This is a genomic window from Bacillus sp. BF2-3 (genome assembly GCF_008368795.1).
GTDB lineage: Bacteria > Bacillota > Bacilli > Bacillales > Bacillaceae_G > Bacillus_A > Bacillus_A cereus.
On the sequence record NZ_QOSA01000016.1, the window covers coordinates 177,077 to 201,488 of the forward strand.

Sequence of the window (24,412 nt, forward strand, 5' to 3'; positions counted from 1 at the left end):
ATAAACTACCCTTTTTTCGATACTCCCAGTAGAAGCATATATATGATAGGCACATTAAAAACACTAATACAATTCCCATTATCGCTTGTTTACAAACAAAAAAGACGTAACTACAAATGGTTACGCCTTCCCTATCATTTATCTAGGCTTTTTCTTCCCAGTAAATGCTGGTTTCTTTTTCTTTGGTGCTTTCGGTTTCGTTTCTACAAATGATCCCTTGAACATTTCTTGCTTCGTAAATACGATGCCTAGTTTTTTCGCAAATTGTAGTAATTTACGCTCTTCTTGTGGTGTTACAAGAGACACGACAGTTCCTTCTTTACCCATACGTCCAGTACGTCCTGAGCGGTGAATATATTGGTCTACTGTGTCTGGTAACTCTAAATGAATTACGTGTGTTAAATCGTCAATATCGATACCGCGTGCTGCAATATCAGTAGCAAGTAGAATTTCTAATTTCCCTCCGCGGAAAGCACGCATTGTCGCTTCACGCTCTTGTTTACTTGCTTCTGCATGAAGAGCTGCTGCTTTCATTTTACGGAATTTCAATTTCTCAGTAATTTCATCTAAACGGAATGGGTCGTTTAAGAACGCAACTGCTTTTACATCGCCCATATGCATAATTCTTCTTACGTAATCATTTTTTTCGCGTCGCTCACAAATGATATACGTATGCTCAACTAAGCTTTTTGATTCTGCACGTGTTACACGTACTAATTGTGGTTCCACTGCTAAATCACGTGCCGCATCTTCTGCCGCTTTTGTCATTGTCGCCGAGAAGAATACTAATTGACGATCGCGCATCGTTGATTTAATTACATCTTGCACTGCGCCCATCATTTTTTGCTTTACAATTTGATCAAACTCATCAAATACAATTGTTTTTACTTCATGCATTTTTAGCTTTTTCATACGAATTAATTCTAAAATACGGCCTGGTGAACCGACAATTACTCTTGGGTGTTTCTTTAATTTTTCAACTTGGCGCTTAATATCTGCACCACCAATTAAAGATGCACCTGAAATTTCAGTTCCTGCTGTAAACTTTTGAACCTCTTCATGAATTTGCATTACAAGTTCACGTGTTGGCGCTAAAACAACAACTTGTGGCTGTTTTACTTCAGGATTAATTTTATGTAAAAGGGGTAATAAGTACGCTAATGTTTTTCCTGTTCCAGTTGGAGATTCAGCTATAACGTCTTGTCCTTCTAAAATAGTTGGAATCGCTTGTTTTTGAATTTCAGTTAACTCTTTAAAACCAGCCTTCTCCCAAGCTTGTTGTAAAAATGGTTGCATATCTTTTATCATTTGTTTTTCTCCTTTATCTCTATTTTTGAAGAAAATGCTGTATTGTTCGCACCGTTTCTATCATGTGTGAAATAACAGCTATTAAATCATCAACATGGTCTTCTGTAATCGCTTTTTGAAATAGAACCTCTACCTTATTATGATATGAAATCGCTTGCTTATTATATTCGTATGAAACTTTCTGCATAATCATTCTTTCTTTTCCCCATATAGAACGCATTAATGTTTCAATTTCTTCACATTTTACTTCTGGTTGTTCTAACGGGAATGAAAATGCTAGCTTCATCTCACAACCTGGTGTAAACTGAGGCACTTCTAGTATTTCACCAGACAAGTTCTTTGCATCCACAGATAATGAAAATGTTGCTTCTACTAATGGTTCAAACGGTTCTGTTAATTGAAATAAGATATGATATATACGACTTAATGAAGCAAGATCCATCATATCTTTTCGATCTGTTACAAGAATATCTCCATGTAGATCAAAATCATACACAGCACCTTCTACGATTACTTTTAAATTGTCAAAAGCAGTTGGATCAAACATAATTTCCTCCAAAAAACAGGCGCCTTTCGATGGAAAGGCGCCACTTGATGTATATATAGTTTACAGATAAACGAGATGAATTACAACCTTTTAGAATAAACCTACTGCTTTTCCATCTTCATTTACATCCATTTGAAGTGCTGCTGGCTGTTTTGGAAGACCTGGCATTGTTAACATTGTACCTGTTAACGCAACGATAAAGCCTGCACCGATCGATGGTTTTAGCTCACGAATTGTAACGATAAAGTCAGATGGACGACCTAATTTTGTTGCATCGTCAGAAAGAGAGTATTGTGTTTTCGCCATACAAACTGGTAGATTACTCCAACCTTCTCCTTCATATTGAGCTAATTGCTTACGTGCTTTCGGAGCAAATTCAATATCTTTTGCGCCATATACTTTTTGAGCAATTGTACGAATTTTTTCTTCTAATGGTAATTCTAATTCATAAAGTGGTGCGTAGTTGTTTTCACCTTTTTCGATTTCTTTTAGTACTTTTTCAGCAAGGTCAACTCCGCCTTGGCCACCTTTCTCCCAAACTTCTGTTAAGGATACTGCATAGCCACGCTCATTACACCACTCTTGTAAGTATGTAACTTCTGCATCTGTATCTGTAATGAATTTATTAATTGCAATTACGAAAGGCACACCGAAGCTTTGAATTGTTTCAACATGCTTCTGTAAGTTTTCCATACCTTTTGCTAATGCATCTACATTTTCTTCTTTTAATTGATCTTTTGCAACGCCGCCATGCATTTTAAGCGCACGAATCGTCGCAACAATAACAACTGCTTCTGGTTTAATGCCAGCTGCACGAGCTTTAATATCTAAAAACTTCTCAGCACCTAAATCAGCACCGAATCCAGCCTCTGTAATAACATAATCACCTAATTTTGCTGCCATTGTTGTAGCGATAACACTGTTACAACCGTGAGCGATATTCGCAAATGGTCCGCCATGAATGATAGCTGGTGTATTTTCTAACGTTTGTACTAAGTTCGGCTTTAATGCGTCTTTTAATAATAGTGTTAACGCACCTTCTACACCTAAATCTTTAACCGTTACAGGTTGATTTGCAAAGTTATAAGCAACTACGATGCGAGATAGACGCGCTTTTAAGTCTTGAATATCTGTTGCAAGGCAGAACACGGCCATAATTTCAGATGCTACTGTAATGTCAAAACCGTCTTCACGTGGTACACCTTGTACAGGTCCACCCAGACCAATTACTACGTTACGAAGGGCACGATCATTTAAGTCAACACAGCGTTTCCAAACAATTTTACGCGTATCAATTCCAAGTGTGTTTCCTTGTTGGATATGATTATCAATAAACGCTGCTAATGCGTTATTGGCAGTTGTGATCGCATGGATATCTCCAGTAAAGTGAAGGTTAATGTCTTCCATTGGTACGACTTGTGAAAAACCGCCACCTGCTGCTCCACCTTTTAATCCCATCGTCGGTCCAAGAGATGGTTCACGAAGTGCAATTACTGTTTTCTTACCAATTTTGTTAAAAGCTTGACCTAAACCAACTGTTACTGTTGATTTACCTTCTCCAGCTGGAGTTGGGTTAATCGCTGTTACTAAAACAACTTTACCGTCTTTCTCATCTTGTAAGCGCTTAAAAATATCAAGAGATAACTTACCTTTATAATGCCCGTATGGCTCTAATTCATCTTCTAAAATATTTAAATCAGCTGCAATTTCTTGAATCTTCTTCATACTCGCTTCTTGTGCGATTTCAATATCGGATTTCACTGTTGTAGTAGTTGTCATATACCCTAGTCCCCCTTTAATTGGTTCTGATGATATTGTATCAGTTTTTTGTATTTTCTGCACTTATTTACCTCCTAAAAATTCTTTCATTTCTTTATACGTTTTTTAACATAAATACCCATAAGAATGTTAACGATTGTTGTAACTCTGTAGGTAGTTGACCTAACATCTTCTCATTTACTCCGCGCTTATATACGCCGATGCCATCTATAACTTTAAAACCTTGTTCTTTCGCTAACTGTTCAAATTCCCAAGGCATCATCGTATTACAAACAACGTCTTTTCCATACAAGCGAGGATAACTGTTCTCTCGTGGCTTTGCTGTCGGCCCTAAAATTGCAATACATGCATATCCATCTTTCTTTAACACACGCTTTATTTCATTTAACGCTCGTAATGGCTCTTCCGTCCATTCTAAAGAATTAATTGCCATAATTGATTCAAATTGCTCATTTTCAAATGGTAATGCAGAAAGATCTCCTTTTATAAAAGATAAATTCGGTCCTTCTCCGCGCTCCTTACCTTTTTGAATCATCACTTCCGATAAATCTACTCCCACTGCTTTATAGCCTGCGCTACTTAATTTATATGTACCGTACCCATCACCACAACCAACATCGAGCACTTGTGCTTCTTTCTTCACGTATTGTTCAAAAAACGGAATAATTGTACTTCTGCTACCACTGTCCCACATCTCTTGACTATTTTGATTCCAAAACTCTGCGCTACTATCCCATTTCTTTTCTGCTGATTCATGCCAATTAAATTTCGTCATACATTCCCCTACCTTCACGCTTTATCACTCATTTCATTCTATATCATTTTCCAAAATTCCTGTTTTATCTTCATAAGGAGATATACATGCTAATGAAGGAATCTTTATTCTCCAATTTTTGCTTTACTTGGGTTTAACTCATACTCATGTTCTTCTCTTTATGAAAGATACTATAGGTACACCCAATTGAAAGAGAGGGATGTACATGCGAAGAAAGAGAAATCATCATTTTAAAAGTGGTGAAAAAAACGAAGAGTATGCAGCTGAAATATCACCAGCTGGCATTCCAATTAGACATAAGCGTAAAGAAATTGCAAATGAGATAGAAGGTACAAATACCGGTGCAATGGTAGGCTATGTCGCTTTATTTCTTTCGTTATTCTCCATTGCTTTTTATCCAGTTACGCTCGGCTCCCTAGCAATTTTAGTTGGTCTATTAGCTGTCAATTTCGGAGCAAGAACACTTGGATATACAGCAATTGGTTTTGGTAGTTTTTCTGTTTTATTCACTTTATTTTATCCGCTTGCTTTGTCAGCGTTTTAAAAAAACACACCAAGTCATGCTTGGTGTGTTCATTCATGATACAACATAATATGGCCGCATCCACAACAATGTTTCGCTGTAATTTCTTGAAACACTGGATAATTTTCTTCATCTCGATGCTCAATAAATACTTTTTCAAATCGATACATGTTTGGTGCATATGCCCAATCTTGTTTCGTACGTGCATATAACGTTGAGGAAAAAAACTCCTCACCGCCACAAACAATACATGTGTTCTTCATCAATACCCCTCCTATGCTTGTCTTACTTCATCTATATGAACATAAGCATAAAAAAAAGACCTTCTATTACTAGAAAGTCTTCTCTGAAACAAAAAGAAATGTACCAAACATTCCTACTCCGCTATATTCTTTTGAAACACCAGCTTCTGTTTTAAATGTTTGCTTTACAGTCATAAAGAATACACCATTTCGTGCATCTGTACTTTCAAATTGTAGTTTTTCTTTTTTACCATCTACATTTTGCGTGCATTCAAAACTACTCTCATTACAATTCAACGCATACTTATCCTGTACATACACTTTAAAATCTGATTCTTTCGGACAAGTTATAAGTAATATTGCCACGAGAATAATACTTATAATACCCACAATTGTATAATATTTCTTCATTTGTACTCCTTTCAAATGACAAGAAAACTTGACTTCATACGCCAAGTTTTCTTAGTCAACAACCCATTGCCACTCTTGTTCTTTCTTATCAAAAATGAGCCAACCTGTTTCTGTTGCTTCCTCTTTCAATTCATCGATATTATCTAACACCTCATCCGTACTTTCATACGAACCAACTACATATACCGGAATTTCAAGACCTCTTCTTGACTCAATCTTCCCTGCTAGATCTATGTAAAGACCATCTTCCATTAGTGGAATAAGTCCCATAATCAATTCTTTTGAAATCGCTGGGAAAATTTTTGATTTTTGGAAGAAAGAAAAACGTTTCTTACCGAAAGCACCGAGTTTATACGGAATGACTTTACTTAACATTCCTACAAAATCAGCAATTCTACGATAATACACTTTGTTGTACCATCCGTCATCATGTGAAAAATAAACAAATCTATTTTTCAACAGCGGAAAGAATGTTCTTGCAAGTGGTTCTTTTTTGTGAGCCAAATATAATAATTCTGCAATTTCTTTCGGCTCTAATTCATCTAAATCGCTTGCTTCATCAAAATCTACCCAACAAAATTCATCAAATTCATCAATCTCTGCTTGAATTAACTTATGTATATTTTCTTCCTCAACATATTCAAATAAAGTATGATAATGAAAATCCGTCCATTCAAAGTTGTGCTTTAAAAGCAACACTTGATGAAGCGGTGAAGGGATGTTACTCGCAAACTCTTTAAACGTAATTCCTGATGTAATAAAACAATGACCTCGACGATTACCATTAATATATATCATATTCTTTACTTGGTCAGATCCTCCAGACAAAGCACCTAGCCACCTTCGTTTTATATGTTTCAATTCTATAGCATATTTTAACATGAAAAATTTTAGAAACATAGAAAAAACTTCAAAAACTATTTACAATTTCATGTGTTTTATTACATAGTGATTACAAGAAAAAACGCCTGCTCATAAGCAGGCGTTTTTAAAGGATTTCATCAGGGTTTTGATGATGATGATGATTTCCCTCTTTCTTTTCTTCTTTTTGGAACATCGATTGAATTTTATCAATTGTTTGTGGAGCTAATTCAATCATTTTTTCTGCTAAATGTGTCGCATTTTGTAGATGCAGAATATTTACTCCATCTTTATTCACCACAAGAAATGCTACTGGTGTAATCGAAACACCACCCGCGCTACCGCCACCAAATGCAGGGTTACCGTTCGCTCTTTGTCCATCATTCGTTTGGAAATCAGAACCTCCTGCTCCAAAACCGAACGCTACTTTAGAAACAGTTAACACCACACCACCGTCAGCCGTTTGAACAGGCTCTCCAACAATCGTATTTACATCAACCATTTCTTTTAAATTTTCCATTGCTGCTTTCATTAACCCTTGAATTGGATGATCCACCGTTCATAACCTCCTTTGTCATATCTTTCCTAGTTTTTCCGAAAGTTTGTGAACTAAACATAAAATTTTATATTGATTTCAAAAAACTTAAGTTATAATATTTAGAAAAATAAAAAAGAGATCGATTCGTTATGATGCGAAAATTAACAAAGAAAGATCATGAACAAGTATTCGCTTATCTAAAAGAAGAAGCAGCCCTTAACTTGTTTATTATTGGAGATATTGAAGCTTTCGGTTATGACACAGATTTTCAAGAATTATGGGGAGTATTTAAAGAGAATGGAACATTAAAATCAATTCTACTCCGATTCCACGATTCATTTATACCCTATAGTAAAGAAGAATTTATTACCACTGATTATGAGGCACTTCTTTCCGCATATAAGCCACTTAAACTCTCTGGTAAGTCAACTATCGTAGAACAATTTGAAACTGCTTCAAATATACAACTAGGTACTAAAAATGAAATGTATTTTTGCGAATGTCTAAATGACAACAACTTACCTAGCACACCAATTCATGAAACAATTAAACTTGCCTCACTAGATGATATAGAGCGAATTATGAAATTACGAAGTGACATCGCTGAATTTCCGACTACCAATGAATCAGAGAAAATATTAAGGCAGGCTATCGAAACAAATACAGGACGCACATACTATATTGAAAAAGATGGCGTGATCATCGCATCCGCCTCTACTTCCGCTGAAAATTCATTATCCGCTATGGTAGTTGGTGTATGTACACACCCGAATTATCGCGGAAATGGTTACGCTTCACTCATATTACAAAAAATGATCCAAGACTTTATGAAAGAAGACCGAACACTTTGTTTATTTTATAACAATCCAGCTGCTGGACGAATTTATAAACGACTAGGATTTAAAGACATTGGAATGTGGACGATGTATCGATAATAAGAAGTACTCTATAAGAGGAAATAGTTGTAACTTAGCAATAAAAGCCGATTACACAAAAACTTCACACCGTTGTTATGAAGAAACTACTTGAGGAGCGAGGACTCTAACTAAAAAATGGTATGCATTCAAACTAAATTTAGACAGATAAACGCCCCAATTGTTGCATCTACTCCAGCAATTGAGGCTACCTGTTTATTCTCAAATTCTTTCCGCTACAAATAGAAATATTTATGAAAGATTTATCTCACTTATGTCACTATTATCTTTACGTGCAAATGCCCTTCTTAATATTACTGCTTCTTATTATACTTTACTTTAAAATCAATATATTCCTGTCTCGCATCCTGATTATTACCTTGCTGACTATCAAAATATGTGTGTATCTGTGATATATATTTTACTAACTTGCCTTCATCATTTCTCTTCTTATAATTCATTACGATACTTACTTGTAATATCTGCTCTAAGCCATTTTTAGAATCTATATGCAATGCGATTGATCCACCACCATATTCATCATATTGTATTTTCAAGTTATCATTAATAATGCTCTGAAAATCTGATTCAGTTAATTTGTATCCAACAGTACTAGGTTGATCAAACTTTTTTATATCACCTTTGGGCTTCATCTTTAGTTTCCCTATTCCTTTTAAACGATCTACAATTAAGTTCACGTATGAAACATCTAGATTTGAATCCGGACTTTGCACCTTTTCATTTTTATACATAATATTTGTACTATAATTAACTTCTTCTTTATAATTTTTATTATCTACTTCCGAGGTAATTTCTTGTGTTGTATTTCCATATAAACTTTTATCTTTCGTATTATATATGCCTTTCGAAGTTTGATAGATTGTTTTACTGTGCTCTCCATCTTCCTTTTGCTCATATGTACTATATATACCTCTTTGTTTCACATACGCATATCCATCATCACTCGCAGACATAACCGTTTTCATGTCACCTTCATCCAAAGCTTTGACAAATGGCTCATACTCTATCTTCGTCTCCCCAAAACCACATCCACTTAATAAACTTGATACTATTAACAGAACTATCATCATCCTAGCTTTCTTCTTTAACTTCATACTGACACCCCGCTGATTTCTCTAGGCATTTTTAGGTTCATTACATTCCCATTTTGATAGTAATATAGTTCACCTTTACTTACCGGTATTTATTAACTCATACAGATTATATTGAAGATACTTTAATTTTTAATAGCATTGATTTATATACAATCCTTAATTGCTTATATATTCTATTCGAATTTTCAGAAACCAAAACTTATTTTATTTCTTTAGTTTTCTTTTTTCCTTCTCTTCATAAAGCTTTAGTCTTTTCTGACGTTCCCTTTCGTGTTCCTCCCATGAAATATAAAATGATGGAAATTTAAATCTACAATAGGCTAATAATTGGAACTCTGCTGCACCTATGGCTACCGCGTACATTACAAGAGTTCCTGCTATATACCCTACTAATATCTCTGTTTCATAATCATTATGAAAATAAATTAAAATAAGAAGGATTAGTGCATATACCGTAACACCAATCATTACGTTGTTTTTTGTTTTACTAAAAAATGAAGCTACCCTTTCATCCATACTAAATGCTCCACTCTCTGCTTGTTTAAAGGTATCAATTGTGGTCACCAGATGAACAAAAACTGCTCCTAGAAACAATAAACCCACATACAATAATGTAATTTGATCAATCGAATAATTTGAAATTGCTGGAAGTATAAACAATGTGAATCCTATAGTTCCCAGCTGAAATGCAAATAATAATATCACAAGTGCTTGCAACTTTTGATATTTGAAACGAGCTTTTGGAATTAGATATAGAATGAAAAAGATTACTTGCAAACCATATAACACTAATTCAATACTAACAATTATTTTGTCAAAGAGAGTCGGATAGTATCCCCAGCCAATCTTAATTAATGCTACCAAAATAAAAAGCATGAATAATGAACTATAAACTATTCCTCCAAACATAAATCCCACAGAGTCTTCTGGGCTTAAGCGATTTCTACATGTTATTTTAAATTCATCTAAATCTTTTTCTTTTATATTCCACATATAATTACACCATCTTTTCTAAAATCATGTAATAACTCTATTTTTGTAGACAAACTGAGAGTAAATAAATGTTTTTGGTATTTCATATTAAACTAGCCTTTTTTACTTTTTCTAATAAACATAACATATAACAATAGCATCGATATTAACCCTATCCCACCGCCCAACACCCCTCCATATTCTTCTAGATATATGCAAAGAAATATACTACCAATAAAAAATATTATTCCGAAGATAACAATCCACTTCCCCAGAAACTCTGCTACTTTATATAGAATTAAAGAGATAAACATAATCCCAACAATAATAGGTGCTATTACACTTTCAAATAAACCTTTTTCTTTTTTTGCAGCTTTAGAATCTTTATTCAAGATATTACATTCCTCCCTTTACTAGTTAATTTATGAATAATGTATTCATTCTATCTTCAATGTAAGTTTACGAGTATCATTTATAACTTTCATTTCAGTTTTTGTTCTTTCTCTCTTATTCTTTTTCTATTTGCTATAAATTCTTGGTGTTCCTTTTCATGTTGTTTCCACGTAATATTAAATGATGGAAATTTAAAGCGACAATACACCAATAGGACGAATTCTGCTGATACTACAGCGAATATATATAATATTATTGTTTGTACAACATAAATTGCCATTTGACTAAATGTATAATTAAGATTTAGAAAAATTAATATAAGTAGAACCATTACACCAATTGTCATTCCAATCGATAAATATAATTTTGCGTTAGTAAAAAATGAGACAGCTGGTCCTTCCGATTTATATCCTCCATGTTTTGCCTTTTTAAAAACATCAATTGTAGTTACAATGTGAGTACAAAGCGCCCCTAACATTATTAAACAAATATAAACTAACGTTTTATTATTACTTGGAAAATCAAACATTCCTTCAACCATCATAACGATAAATGGTAATGTTGCTAATTGAAAAGAATAAAATACAGTCACAATGGTTTGGAGTTTCTGTAATTTAAAAGCAATTTTTTTAGACATGAATAACATTAAAAAAACGAACTCCAAAATATACAATTTCACTTCAGTTTGTACAACCATCTTCTCAAAAGGAGTTAAAGAAATCTTATCACCATTCAGCAAAAAAATTAAAAACATAATAAGCATGGGTATAGAAGTATATGCAAAAACTCCTACATAAAAGATTCTTATATAATCCGGACTTAATCGATTTCTATTTTCAATTTTAAAAAGACCCATATCTTCTTCTCTTATATTCCACATTCAGTTTTTTCACCTTCTATATAGTTTAAATAATTCTCATACACTTAAATTCTATTTCACCCTTATTTACTTTTCGTTTTGAATTTTTTATTTTGTTTTCGAGTTCTCCCACGCATTCTCTCATTTTCTTCCCAAGTCATATTAAATGATTTAAATTTGAATCTACAGTACACCAATAGCTGGAATTCTGCTGCACCAACGGCTACTGTATATAGTAAAACAGTACCTATTACATATCCAATAAAAGTATCAAACGTATAATCATTATGAAAATAAATCAAAATAAGTAGGATTAATGCGTATATTAAAGCCCCTTTCATCATAGTTTCTTTTGTTTTACTAAAAAAGGAAGCGGATCTTTCATTCATGCTAAATGCACCTTCACTTGCCTGATTAAACGTATCAATCGTTGTCACAATATGAACAATCACTGCTCCTATAAATAAGAAACCTACATATACTAATGTAATCTAACTTTTTAAGTACATTCATCTTTGCGTAACTATATTCAGATAATATTACCTCTACATTAATTACCGTACATAATCAGAATACTTTTGATAGTTCAAATAGCCTTCGTTCTCCTCAAAAGCTCTAAATATTCTTCTCTCTTTCACTTAAGCATATCCCTCATACTCTATTTTTGTTTCCCCCGAAACTGCACTCACTTAGTAAAAACATTACTGTCATCATAATTGTATCGAGATAATAAAGCTCTTTAATTTTATCTTCAGAAAGGTGATAACCTCCCATCAACAATATGCTAGGAGGTTATTACAGTTATTTTAAATTTGTTTTTATTTTAATGGATTCGATTTTTGCAAATAATAATGTTATTTAATTTGAGAGAAGCGAATATTAAAAACCTACTGCTTAATAACTCGTAATTAAGTCTTCACCCTCATATCTAGGGTCTTTCTCAACTTTACCATCTTTTGTTTTGATGACTTTTAGTCTACCTAACCACTCTGCTCCCTTATATGTCTCTTCACTTACCCATACATTATGCTTTTTACCATCTACCTCAACTACTAATGTGGGGTGTGTAAACATGCATTCCTTCTCTACATGCCTACCTACAATTTCTGCATGTAATGATGTACCTTCTTCAACTAATTTACTATTTTGATACCCTTCGATAATAGGTAATCCAATAAATACAAAGAATATCAGTCCAAATACGATTACTTTCTTCTTTGTACTCCATTTATTCTTTTCTTTCAATTCCTTCTGTCTCGCTTCTCTTTCTTCGCGTTCATCCAAACTCTCATTTAAAGCATCTTCCCATGCCTTAATTTCCGCTTCGATTTCTGCTTCAGCTCTTGCTAGTTTTTCTAGTTGTTCATCGGTTGCTACCATCTCATATGAGTTATCTCCAACCAAACGAATTTCAGTACCATTTTCTTTTACTTTTCGCAAGTCTTTTTCTGTACAATTAAACTCTCGAATGATTTCCCCTTGTGTGTTTAACAATCTAACGTAAATGTTTTTTTCTCCTTCTTCTTAAACATCTGCACTCCCCCTTATTTGTTTCCTATCATAGATAGCCCTATTGCAATTAAGAGAAAGAAAACGATAATAAGGAAAGTCTTCCCTTTGCTTACTTGTGTTGTAGAACCTTCCAAGACAGCCCATATAAAAATTGGGAAAAGAAGAATACCTAGAAGAATATCAACTAACTTTTTGCTACTCTTCTTTAGTGGTTTTTCTTCTACTATCGGTTTTATCTGAACAGCTTCTTTTCTTATTTGTTTCGATTTCTTTTTCTTATGTCTATGATTCACCCAACATACTCCTTTTAGAATAACATTTTCCTAACTATAAAAACACCAAAATATACCATTTTTATCATATAGGATAAAATGATTCATTTCTTCACAAATAGATTTCCACCATAAAAACAGTCTATGACTATTATTTACAAATGTTATTTCAACTTTTATTTTATTCTTTTTCTATTCGCTATAAATTCTTGACGTTCTTTTTCATGTTGTTCCCACGTAATACTAGATATTTAGATTCTTATTCAATCAAAAATAGACTTTCCTCTTTCCATGTAGGAAGAGGAAAGTCTATTTATTTCTAAATATATTATAGCCCTTGTTTTATTAATAATTGTTACTTATTATTTTCAGCCTTGTTCTTTATCGTTTTTACAAATTCATTTCGCCATATTTTAAAATTATGAGCAAATTTTCCTTCAATAGAATTTTTATACCCTTCAAATTTCACTTCTAAAATATCAAAGTCATTGAATAATTTATATGTCTCTGCCGTCAAACCTACTGGGTGTAATACCCCACCATAATCATAGAAAGTGTCTTCATCGAGAAGTATTCCTCTTGTAGTAATTACATACTCTACATCTTTTTCTTCCTCAGTACTCAACCTCACTACACTTCCTAAAGGCAAAACTTTCTCCATATAATCTTTCATATTAATTCACCGATCCTTTTAACACGATAATTTTCTCTTCTATTTTTTGTCGCCTTTTTTCTAATTGGCGGATACGATCAATAAAAGCATCACGTGTTTTACCTTGCAAACTATTATCAATACTACTTTCTAATCTTCTAATATCTCCTGTCAAAGATACAGCTGCTTTTTCAAGTTGCATAACAACGTTAATAATTTGATCTCGCCCACCACTGTCCGGAAATGTACTATGAACCCTCGACATTATCATATGTAAATCCATCCTCATTCCCCCTTCCTTAACATTTATCAATAATAGGAAACCGAAGCTAACTCTTCATCTTTTGCTATCATAGAAATTACCGCATCTGTAACGTCTTGACTTAACTCTTTTAAATCATTTGAAAGTTCGTTCACATCTCTGGAAATCTCTACTAATAATGAACGATTTAACCCTCTACTACCATCATTCATAAAATAGTTTAATAATGATTGGCGATGGCTTCTTACATAATCTCCAGCAATTGAAGCAATATTTGTATCAATTTCAAAGTCACCTTTAAATACATCTAAAATATCTTGAACAAGGGAAGATGCTACTTCTTTTGCAATTGTTATAATTTCATCACGTGATAAATAAAGAATAATGCATCCTACTAAAAAATCTACAGCTGCGTTAAATACTGATTCTAACACTTCAAGTACCTTTTCCTTACATTTTGCTAATTTATTCTCTATCCAATCCACAGCCGCATTTACCTGATTTCTAACTTCTAGTATAACTTCCTTACTAAATTTCAAAGCTTTTTTTCCTGTTTCTACACCTATACTTGCTATTTTTGTTGCTAGAGCACTAGTATCTCCCACTACTGTTATTGCAACTAGAATTGCACTGACTGGGGTTCCATTTACTACTAAATCCACTACAACTTCTTCTGTTGTACTTAATGTTTTTTTTCCAGTGATTCCTTTATATAGGTCCCCAGCAGATTCTGATATTTCTAAAAAACCAAATTTCCAATCAAATCCTGTTTCGCTAACCTTTTTCAATTTATCTATTGCTACATTCCCATTCCCAGAATAAAATTTTGGATCATATAAAAAAGAATGCCCTTCCCCATTTTCCATTTTATAAACCTGTCCAGGTATTACAAAATCTGCGGCTTTAATGGCGCCATACAAAGGATCATATTCATTTATAAGACTGCGGCAATTTTTCATATTGGTCCCGTATCCGTACTTAACCACATCTTTATTTAAAACAGGCGCAGGATTTAAAGCTAATACGTTTATATTATCTTCTTGATGTCTTAATGCAACTGTATTCGCTGCTCCGCCACCTAAAGAGTGCCCTAGTAAAGTTATCTTCTTTCCTTTATTATCCGCTTTGACTTTTTCATAAAATCTTTCCGCTTGACTATACTGAAACTCCGCTAATGACCCAAATATAGGTGAATTAGTTAAATTATGCAGTCCAATTGCTCCATCAGTTGCTAAATCGCCTATTTGACTCGGTTGCGTTCCAACGTAAACTATAAAAATTTCACCTGTATGGTTGTCTTTTAGAGCGTATGCCCCAAAACCAGTCTGAGGATGTTGATCATCCTCTGCTATTAGTTCGGCATCAAAGTTATCTTCTAGTCTTTTCTTATTTTTTCCTGGGTCTGGATTACTATAATCATCTTCTTTTTCATTAAAAGCATAAATATCAGCTGCTGCTAATCTTAATTTTCCTACATCACTGTTTATTTTAAATCTTTGGAGATCATTTGTACTATTCCCCACACTTATTCCCTCCTATTTTATACATTACCTATTATTCATATATTGTCTTTCATACTCCTCATATTTGTTTTTAGAATTTTCATTATTATCTTCTTTAGTATTTAAATAGATTGCTATTTTTTGATCATGTCTTATTAATTGACCTTCTTTATTCTTTTTTTCATACCCCATCGTTATGCTTATCGTAGTGAATTCCATAGGATTTTCTTTTGTATCTTTTGCCGAATTAAATTCCAATAATAATATTGCTTCATCAAATTTATCATAGTCCACCTTTAACTTATCATTAATTATTTCTTGAAATTCCGATTCAGTTAAGTAATATGTTACCTTGGATGGTTCACTAAATCTTTTTTTATCTTTTTTGGGTTTTAAACTATCTATTCCCTTCAATCTATCAAATATAAAATGAACATTCGAAACATCCAAACTTTGATCTGGACTTTTCAATTGATTATCTTCATATTTAATACTAGTTCTATATATAGTTTCTTCTTTTTTTTGCTCATTATTTAATGAACTAGCAATTTCTTGTAAAGTTGTCCCATAGAACCTTTTTTCTTTGATATTGTATACCGCTCCTGTCGTTTGATATACGACGTTAATGCGTTTATCATTTTCCGCCCAAAACGTACTATCCCTAACCTCTTCTTTCACATACGCATACCCATCATCACTCGCAGACATAACCGTCTTCATATCCCCTTCATCCAACGCCTTTACTAATCTCTCATACTCTATCTTTGTCTCTCCAAAACCACATCCACTTAATAAACTTGCCACTATTGACACGACTATCATCACCTTAGCTTTCTTCTTTAATTTCATACTGTCACCTCGTTAGTTACTCTAGGCATTTTTAGTTTCATTATGTTCCCTTTTTGATAGTAATACACTTCATCTTTACCTAATGGTGCTTCGTTGCTTATATATTTTATATTGAAGATACTTTGATCATTTAATGGCATTGCGATAATTGCTGCTGTTAGTTTACTTCTCATTTTCATAGGTAGAGCTTCACGATTTCGGTCCATGTAGTCGTGGTGACCTGCTAATACAAAGTAAATACCTACTGTACGAGATAAATCAATTAAAGTCGCTGCATCCTCCATTTCTAAATAAACAAATTTACTAAACTCTTCAACATTTGTCATGATAATGAGTTGTTTTGTGAATGCAGGAATTTCTCTACCTTCTTGTCTTGCTTGTGCTAATTCAAAAGCTCGTTCACGAATTACTTCCATCCAATACTTCGCATGCATATTGATTTCATTTTCGTCTACAATGTAGTGCGTCACATCGTCTTTATATTGAACGAAACTATACTCTGCTGTATCCACCAACGTCACACTTTCAAAATAATCTTTATTCAATTGAGATAGGATGCTAGATACAATTTGTTTTCTCATACTTTCATCTACACTATAAATCATTAAATGATCATTCACTGCAATATCATGAGCTACAACTTCTACGTTTGCAAAATCAAGCCCCATTGGAATTCTTGCTGCTTGTAGAGCTTTTGTAACGTCTTTATTTTTACGATAAGTAGCAATATCAATCACTTCTGGCATCATTGGAATTGCCTTCGGACGTTCTCCATCCCATTCTCGATCCATATCATTTGCTTCTTGTTGTAATAATTGAATTTGCTGTAATTCATCTTCTGCTTTCGTAGGTAATGCAACCTGGAATAATGTAGGAGATTCTAGTTTTATTAACGCTCTTCCTGCTGTTTCTTCCACTTTTATATCAGATCTCCCTACAATACTAGCTACTTCACTTTGATCAATCATATATAAGCAAGTTTGGATTTTAATATTATTGTACAATTGAATTCTAAGTGCATTTTGTCGCCCTGCACTAATTAAGGTATGAATTCCTAAACTTGCACCATCTCGGACAATTTGCATAATTAGCATTTCAAAGCTTTCATAGAACTTCGCTTCTTTTACTGCATCATAATTGTCGATTGCAATAATAATATGTGGTATTTCTTTCCCGCTTGCCTTTTCATACATTTCAATATTTGCAACGTCATATTCACTTAATAATCGTTTACGATTTTTCATTTCTTGAGTTAATCTTTCAACAAACTTTAAACATTTTTCAGATTCATCAATCGTAATCGTATCCGCTACATGAGGTAATCCTTTCAAAGGTAGAAGACCATTTGTTCCAAGGTCCACTAAATACACATGCAAATGCTCCGGACTATGCTGACGAGCTACATCCATAATGACTGATTGTAAGAATGTTGATTTTCCGTAGCCTGGGCTTGAGAAGACCGCTACGTGTCCGTCTTTACTAATATCTAATGTTAATGGTGTTTGTGATTGTAATTCAGGCTGATCTAGTAGACCAACTGTTGCTTGTAATGGTTTCTTTTCTTTCGTCCATGCTTCTTTGAACTGAATTGCATGTAAGTCTTGTAAATATACGCTTTCTGGAAGTGGTGGTAACCACGGTCTAGCTAACGCTTCAATTTCATTTATTTCTGCGTAATCGTGAATGTAGTCAATAACAGCATCCAGTTCAGATGGTACGCTTATTACTTCTTTACTGCTACCAAGGCCACTTAAATCTTCACTTAATATTTCATATTGTCCTAGATCATTTATTGCATAGATTGTTGCGTCTAAATGTTCTTTATCCTCTTTGTTTTCTACATAGTCTGCTCCGCTCCAGGCTGATTGGAATAGTTCATAAATTTCATTATTCCCAACTTGTAAGTAAGCACGTCCTGGTAATGTAATTTCAGCAGCATCTGGCGTTTTTAAAATTTCATTACTATCTGACGTATTTTGAACTTTTAATGCTAGTTTGAATTTCGAGTTACTCCAAATTTGATCATCTACAACACCACTCGGTTTTTGCGTAGCTAATATTAAATGGATTCCGAGCGAACGACCGATACGTGCTGTTGAAACTAACTCTTTCATAAACTCTGGTTGTTCTGACTTCAATTCCGCGAATTCATCACTAATTAAAAATAGATGCGGCATCGGCTCACTTACTAAGCCTTCTTTATACAGTTTTTGATACTGATTAATATGGTTTACATCATTTTCACCAAATAATCGTTGTCTTTTCTGTAATTCAGCTTTAATTGATGCGAGCGCTCTCATACTTTGCGCTCCATCTAAGTTCGTAATTGTTCCTAATAAATGCGGTAAGTTTTTGAATAAATTCGCCATTCCGCCGCCTTTATAGTCAATTAGTAAAAAGGCTACTTCGTACGGGTGGAAATTGACTGCTAGAGATAAAATATACGATTGTATAATTTCCGATTTACCTGAACCTGTTGTACCTGCTATTAATCCGTGTGGTCCGTGTGCTTTTTCGTGTAAGTTTAAGTTTACGATATCTTCTTTACCACGTAATCCAAGTGGTACAGCTAAAGATTTATGCGCTGCATTTTTCTCCCAACGACTTGTGATATTCAGTTCTTTTACTTTTTCAACGCCGTACATTTCTAAAAATGTTACGCTTTCTGGAATACTATTTTTTAAGTTTTGCAAATGATTTAATGGTGCTAATGCCCGTGAAATATCTTCTAAATTGAATCCTTTTGGCACATGATTTAGTTTAAATTGACGGTTAACAAGTTCTCCTTGCTCTAAGATGATGTTCCCTTGTTTTGCATCTCTTATATCTATTACCGTTTTCACATGCTCCGGTAAACTTTGCATAACATCTTGTACAAATACAAGTGATACACCTAATTGACTCGGATCATCATTAAAGAATTCCATAACAACATGGTCTAATATTAGTTTTTCATCTGTAATGAGAACGACATAGTGCGGTGCAAAGTACATTTTTTCATTAGTAGAACTTTTTTCATCTAGTTTTAATTTTCGTTCTTTCAATATTTGATACAAACTATTTAACACTTGATCACGGCTACGATCATGGTATACAAATCCACGTACATTTATATCGCGAACACTTCCATGAGGCAACCAGCGCATCCAATCCCATTTTTCTTTTTCTTCTTCCGGAAAAATAGTAATAAACTGCAAGTCATAATAACTATGGAATAAAGCCGTTTGTGCAACTAATAATTGTAATTGCTCTAACACTAAAGAGCGTTGACCAATATAACCGACTGGTCCATTCATTAAATCTGTTACAACTGGTACATCTTCCAACGATAGATAACGCTGTCTTAGTTCACGTGCTATATCAATTAATTCATCTTTCGTTTGACTAAATTCTTCTTCATTAAATTGAATTTCAAAACTCGTATTAGCTTGTCCTGTTCCAACGCTAAATGTTAAGAAATCATGATGTAACATTGTTTTTTCATAAATTCGAGGATTTACTTGAACTGCCATATTACGTATTACTTCTACATTTGGATTGTGATAATGTAATGCGTGACGCTGTTTTTCACTTTCTGCATGTAAATCTTTCGTTTTTTGTTTTATATACTCTCTATAGCTTTTATCTCGTTCAACAATATCGACTTTATATTGCTTTAAATTTTTTATATACGATGTGACAGAAACAATGATTGTTACTAATGTCATCGCAATCGATGCGATAATAAACATTCCATATTTCATGAAAATAGCAAGTAATACGGTTACGACAATCATGACAAGTGAAGGTGCAATGATTCTTGCTAAATGCTCCGTTGGTTTTGATGGCATACTTGAAGGCTTTGCAATTGTCATTTTCTCTTCTGGTTCACGGTAAATAATACGTGGTGAACGATGATAGTCTGGATAACCACTTTGATAATTCGTTTCTGATTCTACTAAAATAGGTAACTCAGATTTCACTTTATCTTCTGAAGAAAGTACTTGAATGTCTTCACTACCAATCTCCAATAAAATACCATCAAAATATAATACGTCTCCTGATTCCAACATAACGCTATCTTTTAACTTCGTATAATTATGAAATACATCCCCGCCATACACGTTCACTTTAAAAGAATCGTACAACGTTTCGCGAGATAGCATTAAATCTACACTAGTCCCGGTAATAGAAATATCATCGTAATCGTTTTGACTCACTGTAAGAGAATGTTTCGTTCCGATATCAAACACTTTAGTTGTGCCAACAATAGATATAAAGATTTTCAAGCTCACATCTCTTGTTTTCCCAATCTCAATTTCCTTATTGAATTCTATTAATTGATCCTGTACCATCCAAGCATTTACTTCATTATTCCACTTTAACTCTACTTCTTGTTCTAAACTTGGATTCGTAATATCGTTTGTCCACTCTTTTCCAATCGACACTATTGATTGCTCATTTGGATGTAATGTGCACTTATATATTTTATCTCCATAAGTCAATACTAATAGTTGCTCCATCCGTGTTCACTGCTCCTTTTCAACTGTCTCATCAAGTGCTTACTCTTTTTTCTCTGTGTCCGACAAATTTTTATCGTTTGATGAATTGCCATATTTCTTTTTATATTCATCTAATTGTTGCTCATATGTTTTTAACTTTTGATCACGTTCTTCCCCTGATAAATCTGGATTATTTTTCAGTGATTCAATTTGTTTAACAAGGCCGTACATAATAAGCTGAGGATCATCAAGTGTCTTAGCTAAATCTAATGATTTATCAAAATTACCTTTTCCGTTATACATCCAATACAGCAAATACTTTTCATCACTTTTCAAACTAATGTTTTTCATAATCGATTTCTTTTGAGCTTCACCTAGTTTTTCAGCTGTAATATATGCAAATGCTAACTCATATTTAGATGCAATCGGTAATGATTCAAACTCCTCTTCATTCAATTGCGTAATGACTTTGTCATAATCAGTTGCTATGAAACTTGCATTTGCTTCTAACAATTTATTTTGATAAGGAAATTTTATAAAAGTGAAATATATTAAAGGAGCAGCTAAAATAACTGTCGCCGCTATGAAGGAAAAAGCTAAGTATTTAAATGATTTATAGCTTTTTTTAGGTACTAACTGCATATTTTTTTCTGTTTTTGTTTGTTCCTTCTCAAAGCTGTCATCAAGAAACTGCAGTAATGCATCTAAGCTTTCCATTTGAGCAACGGTCTGTTCAAATGTTGTTTCTTTTGCATCTTTTAGTAACCCAGCATACAAATCATCAAAGTTATGTTTTTGGGAGAATAAAGCAATAATTAGACACTTATATTGTGTTAAAAATTGCTCTTCTAATAATGGGGTTGGCGGAACAATATCTCGAATTCCTCTATGTATAATACTTGGTATTAAATTAGCATTAAAAACTATATTGTCTGGATGTAAAAAGAACGTGATTCGTTTATTTAAATATTTACGAAACTGCGCAACATTCCGAAGTAGTCTTAATTTCTCATTTCTTCCAAAACGGCTAAGATCGTCCCACTTATATAATTTTTTATCTACTTGATATAGAAACGTAAACATATCATCCGTTTCTTCTATTGTTAATGGTACAAATTCAGATGATTCGCCCGTAATTATATCGAATTGACGGAAGTCTTTTATACGTGTTTGAGATTTGGTCATCTCCAATTTCCAATTTTCTTTTTCTATTTGAAATTGATAGTTCATTGCATCAATTTGAATTATTTTTTCCGTCATGTTTATCCTCTTCTCCTTTTCTTTATAACCCGTAATAACTTATTTTCAAATAACTAAAAGTAAAAAATATTCTTTATAAAACTTGCAAAATATCTCCATCTGTTATTTGGTGATCAATTAAACGATCATTATCTGTTAAAACAATTGACTTATTTTTCACTTTAATTACAAAATGTGAACCTTCATGATTATCAATCTTTAGCGTATCTAATAAGTTTTTTAATAAATATTTAATAGATTGATGATTCGGAATACGCAAATCATATGTATTTCCATTCCATTTACTAAAATCTACTGTCACATTGATATGTGTTTGTATTGCCATCACTTTACCTCCAACTTTTACGAAGAACCGTATAAATACCGATGCAAATAAATAGAATGCCGCCGCCAAATAATAATATTATTGTTATACTAATTGGCTCTTCATTCATTGTTTCATTACTCGCTACTTCATCTGCACTTTTTCTGACAATGTATTCACTGCTAAACAAACTATTTTTCGTATCTTTAACACTATTATTCTCTTTTTGTTTTGTAAAAAGAGAATCTCGCAAAGCTTCCATATCTTTTTGTTCTTTCTTTTTCTTTTTCTCAATTTCTTCTTCTATATCTTTGTTAAATAACTCAATCGATGCTTTATCTAATTCTGTTTCCTTATGTTCCTTTTTATTTTTTTCTTGGTCGCTTTCTTCAAGTCGATCCACTTTAAACTTAATCTTCCCATCATCACCAAGATAACTGTCAGCCGCGCTCCTTATCGGTAGCGCGACAAACAGTAAAAGGATAGAGAGAAATGATAACTTAGCCACTATGCTCCATTGTTTGATCATTTACTTCTTTTTCCTCCCATTTCTTATGCCATACAAATAGATTACTAACCAATCCAATAATGGCAATTACAAACAATACGACAAAAATAACTTTCCCAGTATCTTTACCACTAATAAAATCATTTAGAAAACTTTCTATATACTGAAGCGGTGAGAATTGACGTATCTTTCCGACAGAGGACATTTGATCTACTTTACTTCCAACTGCCTCAGTTAAAAATAGGTACATGCTTAAAAATACTAATAGTATAAACATACCTACCATTTTTATTTGTCGTAATAAGTAGGTTGAGACCAATACAAACGCCATCATAATAAATGTGATGAACGCAATCCATAGTAAACTTTGATCCTGACCGAACTTTAAAAGACGCCCAGAAATGATACCTATACTAATCCCTTCCACAATTGATATACCGAAAGCTACTACTGTAGTTGGTACATTCATATCAATTAATGAGAATTTCTCTTCAAAATGATCTGATTGCATTCGTTTCTTTTCTTGATTCGCAATTGCGTATGCTGTAAATAATGCAACAATGAAACAAGTTAATACAATTAAGTACGGTGTAAAAGCATTACCTGCTACAATTACTCCATCATTTTGCTTTTGAACTGGACTAGCTAAAAAGTCATATAGCATTTCATTTTGACGATCTCCAATACGACTATTCGCTAAAATTTTCGTAAAGTTTTTGGAGAATGATTTATCATCTTCCATTTTCTTCGTAAAGTCGTTTAATAATAAATCAGCTTTTGAAACAATTGTCGTTCCGCTGTCTTGAATTTCTTTTGCTTGTCCATTGATTTGATCAAATGTTTTATATACATCGTCTGAAGTTGCTAAACTATGTTTCGAACTTTCGACCAATGACTGACTTTGCATCATTAATGATTTAATACCAGAATCTAACGATAAAACAGCTGTTTGCTCACCAGTATGATTTGCTGTTAATACTTGCTGCTCTTCAACTAGTTTTAAGCTATTCTCACGCCATTTCGCTAAACCTTTTAAATACTCTCCTAAATTTTCATTCATACTAGTTGCTTGTTGCGTCGTTCCATTTAATTTCTCCGCTAGTAGCATAGAATTTTGATCCGCACTAGTAATAGATTGTTGATAAGAGTTTATTTTTTGTTTTAAACCTGACATATCTTGCTTTATTTCTGTAGTAATACTTGATGAAACAAGATTTGAAATTAAATCAATTAAGCTTTGTTTATTTAATACGTAGTACAAAGATTGGTCCGTCGCAATTGCATCTAAACTTCCCTCTTCTAACTTAGGACCTACATCTTTCGTTCTTAAATCAATCCCATAATACATTTCGTAAAGGCTCATTAAACCTTGATAACTTTCGACTGTATCTACTGCTTCTTTTATTAATACACTAGATATATTTTTTGTTAATACTTCTGCTTTTTGATGTACAACTTGATTCGTTGTACTTTCAGTAACTTTACCGTTATCTGTTCCCGTTTCGCCTCCTGGATTTCCTCCGGTCCCGTTATCTGTTCCCGTTTCGCCTCCTGGATTTCCTCCGGTCCCGTT

At 33.4% G+C, this 24,412-nt stretch carries 23 protein-coding genes and 4 pseudogenes; 2 read left to right on the forward strand and 25 right to left on the reverse strand.

What is annotated here, in order from left to right; all coding sequences use genetic code 11:
- Positions 1-138: 138 nt before the first annotated feature.
- The 4 genes from DN401_RS13545 to DN401_RS13560 all read right to left on the reverse strand — a co-directional run bounded on the left by DN401_RS13545 (position 139) and on the right by DN401_RS13560 (position 4,409).
- Complete coding sequence (locus tag DN401_RS13545; protein WP_000588613.1) at positions 139-1,308, reverse strand: DEAD/DEAH box helicase; 1,170 nt, start codon at positions 1,306-1,308, stop codon at positions 139-141.
- Positions 1,309-1,327: 19 nt separating this feature from the next.
- Complete coding sequence (locus DN401_RS13550; RefSeq protein WP_149287736.1) at positions 1,328-1,855, reverse strand: hypothetical protein; 528 nt, start codon at positions 1,853-1,855, stop codon at positions 1,328-1,330.
- A 90-nt stretch (positions 1,856-1,945) separates the two neighbouring features.
- Positions 1,946-3,634: a formate--tetrahydrofolate ligase gene (locus tag DN401_RS13555; protein WP_014482011.1), complete on the reverse strand. Its 1,689-nt coding sequence runs from the start codon at positions 3,632-3,634 to the stop codon at positions 1,946-1,948.
- A gap of 94 nt (positions 3,635-3,728) precedes the next feature.
- Positions 3,729-4,409, reverse strand: a complete 681-nt coding sequence (locus tag DN401_RS13560; protein WP_000160049.1) for a class I SAM-dependent methyltransferase — start codon at positions 4,407-4,409, stop codon at positions 3,729-3,731.
- Between the two features lie 205 nt (positions 4,410-4,614).
- On the opposite strand from DN401_RS13560, the gene DN401_RS13565 reads away from it, so the two are divergent.
- Positions 4,615-4,953 (forward strand): hypothetical protein, encoded by a 339-nt coding sequence (locus DN401_RS13565; protein ID WP_001253200.1) that lies wholly within the window; start codon positions 4,615-4,617, stop codon positions 4,951-4,953.
- Positions 4,954-4,982: 29 nt separating this feature from the next.
- On the opposite strand, the gene DN401_RS13570 is transcribed toward DN401_RS13565, so the two are convergent.
- The 4 genes from DN401_RS13570 to ytfJ all read right to left on the reverse strand — a co-directional run bounded on the left by DN401_RS13570 (position 4,983) and on the right by ytfJ (position 7,002).
- Complete coding sequence (locus tag DN401_RS13570) at positions 4,983-5,195, reverse strand: hypothetical protein (protein WP_000798747.1); 213 nt, start codon at positions 5,193-5,195, stop codon at positions 4,983-4,985.
- Between the two features lie 69 nt (positions 5,196-5,264).
- Positions 5,265-5,585: a hypothetical protein gene (locus DN401_RS13575; RefSeq protein ID WP_000761174.1), complete on the reverse strand. Its 321-nt coding sequence runs from the start codon at positions 5,583-5,585 to the stop codon at positions 5,265-5,267.
- 51 nt (positions 5,586-5,636) lie between these two features.
- Positions 5,637-6,413, reverse strand: a complete 777-nt coding sequence (locus tag DN401_RS13580; protein ID WP_149287737.1) for an oxalate:formate antiporter — start codon at positions 6,411-6,413, stop codon at positions 5,637-5,639.
- 160 nt (positions 6,414-6,573) lie between these two features.
- Positions 6,574-7,002 (reverse strand): GerW family sporulation protein, encoded by a 429-nt coding sequence (gene ytfJ, locus DN401_RS13585; RefSeq protein ID WP_000349990.1) that lies wholly within the window; start codon positions 7,000-7,002, stop codon positions 6,574-6,576.
- Between the two features lie 131 nt (positions 7,003-7,133).
- Here ytfJ and DN401_RS13590 point away from each other — a divergent pair, with 131 nt between their 5' ends.
- Positions 7,134-7,919, forward strand: coding sequence for a GNAT family N-acetyltransferase (locus tag DN401_RS13590; RefSeq protein WP_000984753.1), 786 nt, complete (start codon positions 7,134-7,136; stop codon positions 7,917-7,919).
- 293 nt (positions 7,920-8,212) lie between these two features.
- On the opposite strand, the gene DN401_RS13595 is transcribed toward DN401_RS13590, so the two are convergent.
- From DN401_RS13595 to DN401_RS13670, 17 genes and pseudogenes are all read right to left on the reverse strand, one after another.
- Positions 8,213-9,013, reverse strand: a complete 801-nt coding sequence (locus DN401_RS13595) for a DUF3952 domain-containing protein (RefSeq protein ID WP_000768483.1) — start codon at positions 9,011-9,013, stop codon at positions 8,213-8,215.
- Positions 9,014-9,217: 204 nt separating this feature from the next.
- Positions 9,218-10,006: a hypothetical protein gene (locus DN401_RS13600; protein WP_149287738.1), complete on the reverse strand. Its 789-nt coding sequence runs from the start codon at positions 10,004-10,006 to the stop codon at positions 9,218-9,220.
- A gap of 92 nt (positions 10,007-10,098) precedes the next feature.
- Positions 10,099-10,377, reverse strand: a complete 279-nt coding sequence (locus tag DN401_RS13605) for a hypothetical protein (protein WP_001030792.1) — start codon at positions 10,375-10,377, stop codon at positions 10,099-10,101.
- 89 nt (positions 10,378-10,466) lie between these two features.
- The gene (locus DN401_RS13610) at positions 10,467-11,258 is read right to left on the reverse strand and encodes a hypothetical protein (RefSeq protein ID WP_146718967.1); all 792 of its coding nucleotides are present in this window, start codon (positions 11,256-11,258) and stop codon (positions 10,467-10,469) included.
- A gap of 62 nt (positions 11,259-11,320) precedes the next feature.
- Positions 11,321-11,728, reverse strand: a pseudogene (locus DN401_RS13615) (hypothetical protein); the annotation flags it as partial.
- Between the two features lie 403 nt (positions 11,729-12,131).
- Entirely contained in the window at positions 12,132-12,677 is a 546-nt protein-coding gene (locus tag DN401_RS13620) for a hypothetical protein (protein WP_136363735.1), read from the reverse strand.
- Between the two features lie 104 nt (positions 12,678-12,781).
- Positions 12,782-13,042 (reverse strand): hypothetical protein, encoded by a 261-nt coding sequence (locus tag DN401_RS13625; RefSeq protein WP_016122376.1) that lies wholly within the window; start codon positions 13,040-13,042, stop codon positions 12,782-12,784.
- 334 nt (positions 13,043-13,376) lie between these two features.
- Entirely contained in the window at positions 13,377-13,694 is a 318-nt protein-coding gene (locus tag DN401_RS13630; RefSeq protein ID WP_000656387.1) for a DUF4176 domain-containing protein, read from the reverse strand.
- 1 nt (position 13,695) lies between these two features.
- The gene (locus DN401_RS13635) at positions 13,696-13,956 is read right to left on the reverse strand and encodes a hypothetical protein (RefSeq protein ID WP_000363091.1); all 261 of its coding nucleotides are present in this window, start codon (positions 13,954-13,956) and stop codon (positions 13,696-13,698) included.
- Between the two features lie 26 nt (positions 13,957-13,982).
- The gene (locus DN401_RS13640; protein ID WP_078420703.1) at positions 13,983-15,458 is read right to left on the reverse strand and encodes an alpha/beta hydrolase family protein; all 1,476 of its coding nucleotides are present in this window, start codon (positions 15,456-15,458) and stop codon (positions 13,983-13,985) included.
- Between the two features lie 24 nt (positions 15,459-15,482).
- The gene (locus DN401_RS13645) at positions 15,483-16,286 is read right to left on the reverse strand and encodes a DUF3952 domain-containing protein (protein WP_061673126.1); all 804 of its coding nucleotides are present in this window, start codon (positions 16,284-16,286) and stop codon (positions 15,483-15,485) included.
- Positions 16,283-20,512 (reverse strand): annotated as a pseudogene (gene essC, locus DN401_RS13650) (type VII secretion protein EssC); the annotation flags it as partial. The gene DN401_RS13645 and the pseudogene essC, both read right to left, overlap by 4 nt.
- A pseudogene (locus DN401_RS30585) lies at positions 20,507-20,788 on the reverse strand (FtsK/SpoIIIE N-terminal domain-containing protein); the annotation flags it as partial. The pseudogenes DN401_RS30585 and essC, both read right to left, overlap by 6 nt.
- Positions 20,789-20,827: 39 nt before the next feature.
- Entirely contained in the window at positions 20,828-22,027 is a 1,200-nt protein-coding gene (gene essB, locus DN401_RS13655; protein ID WP_000136611.1) for a type VII secretion protein EssB, read from the reverse strand.
- Positions 22,028-22,100: 73 nt separating this feature from the next.
- Positions 22,101-22,352 carry an EsaB/YukD family protein gene (locus DN401_RS13660; RefSeq protein ID WP_001007571.1) on the reverse strand — a complete coding sequence of 84 codons (252 nt, stop codon included), beginning with the start codon at positions 22,350-22,352 and terminating at the stop codon, positions 22,101-22,103.
- Between the two features lie 4 nt (positions 22,353-22,356).
- A complete protein-coding gene (gene essA / locus DN401_RS13665) occupies positions 22,357-22,860 on the reverse strand; it encodes a type VII secretion protein EssA (RefSeq protein WP_000595656.1) in 504 nt (167 codons plus the stop codon).
- Positions 22,832-24,412, reverse strand: a pseudogene (locus DN401_RS13670) (type VII secretion protein EsaA); the annotation flags it as partial. The pseudogene DN401_RS13670 and the gene essA, both read right to left, overlap by 29 nt.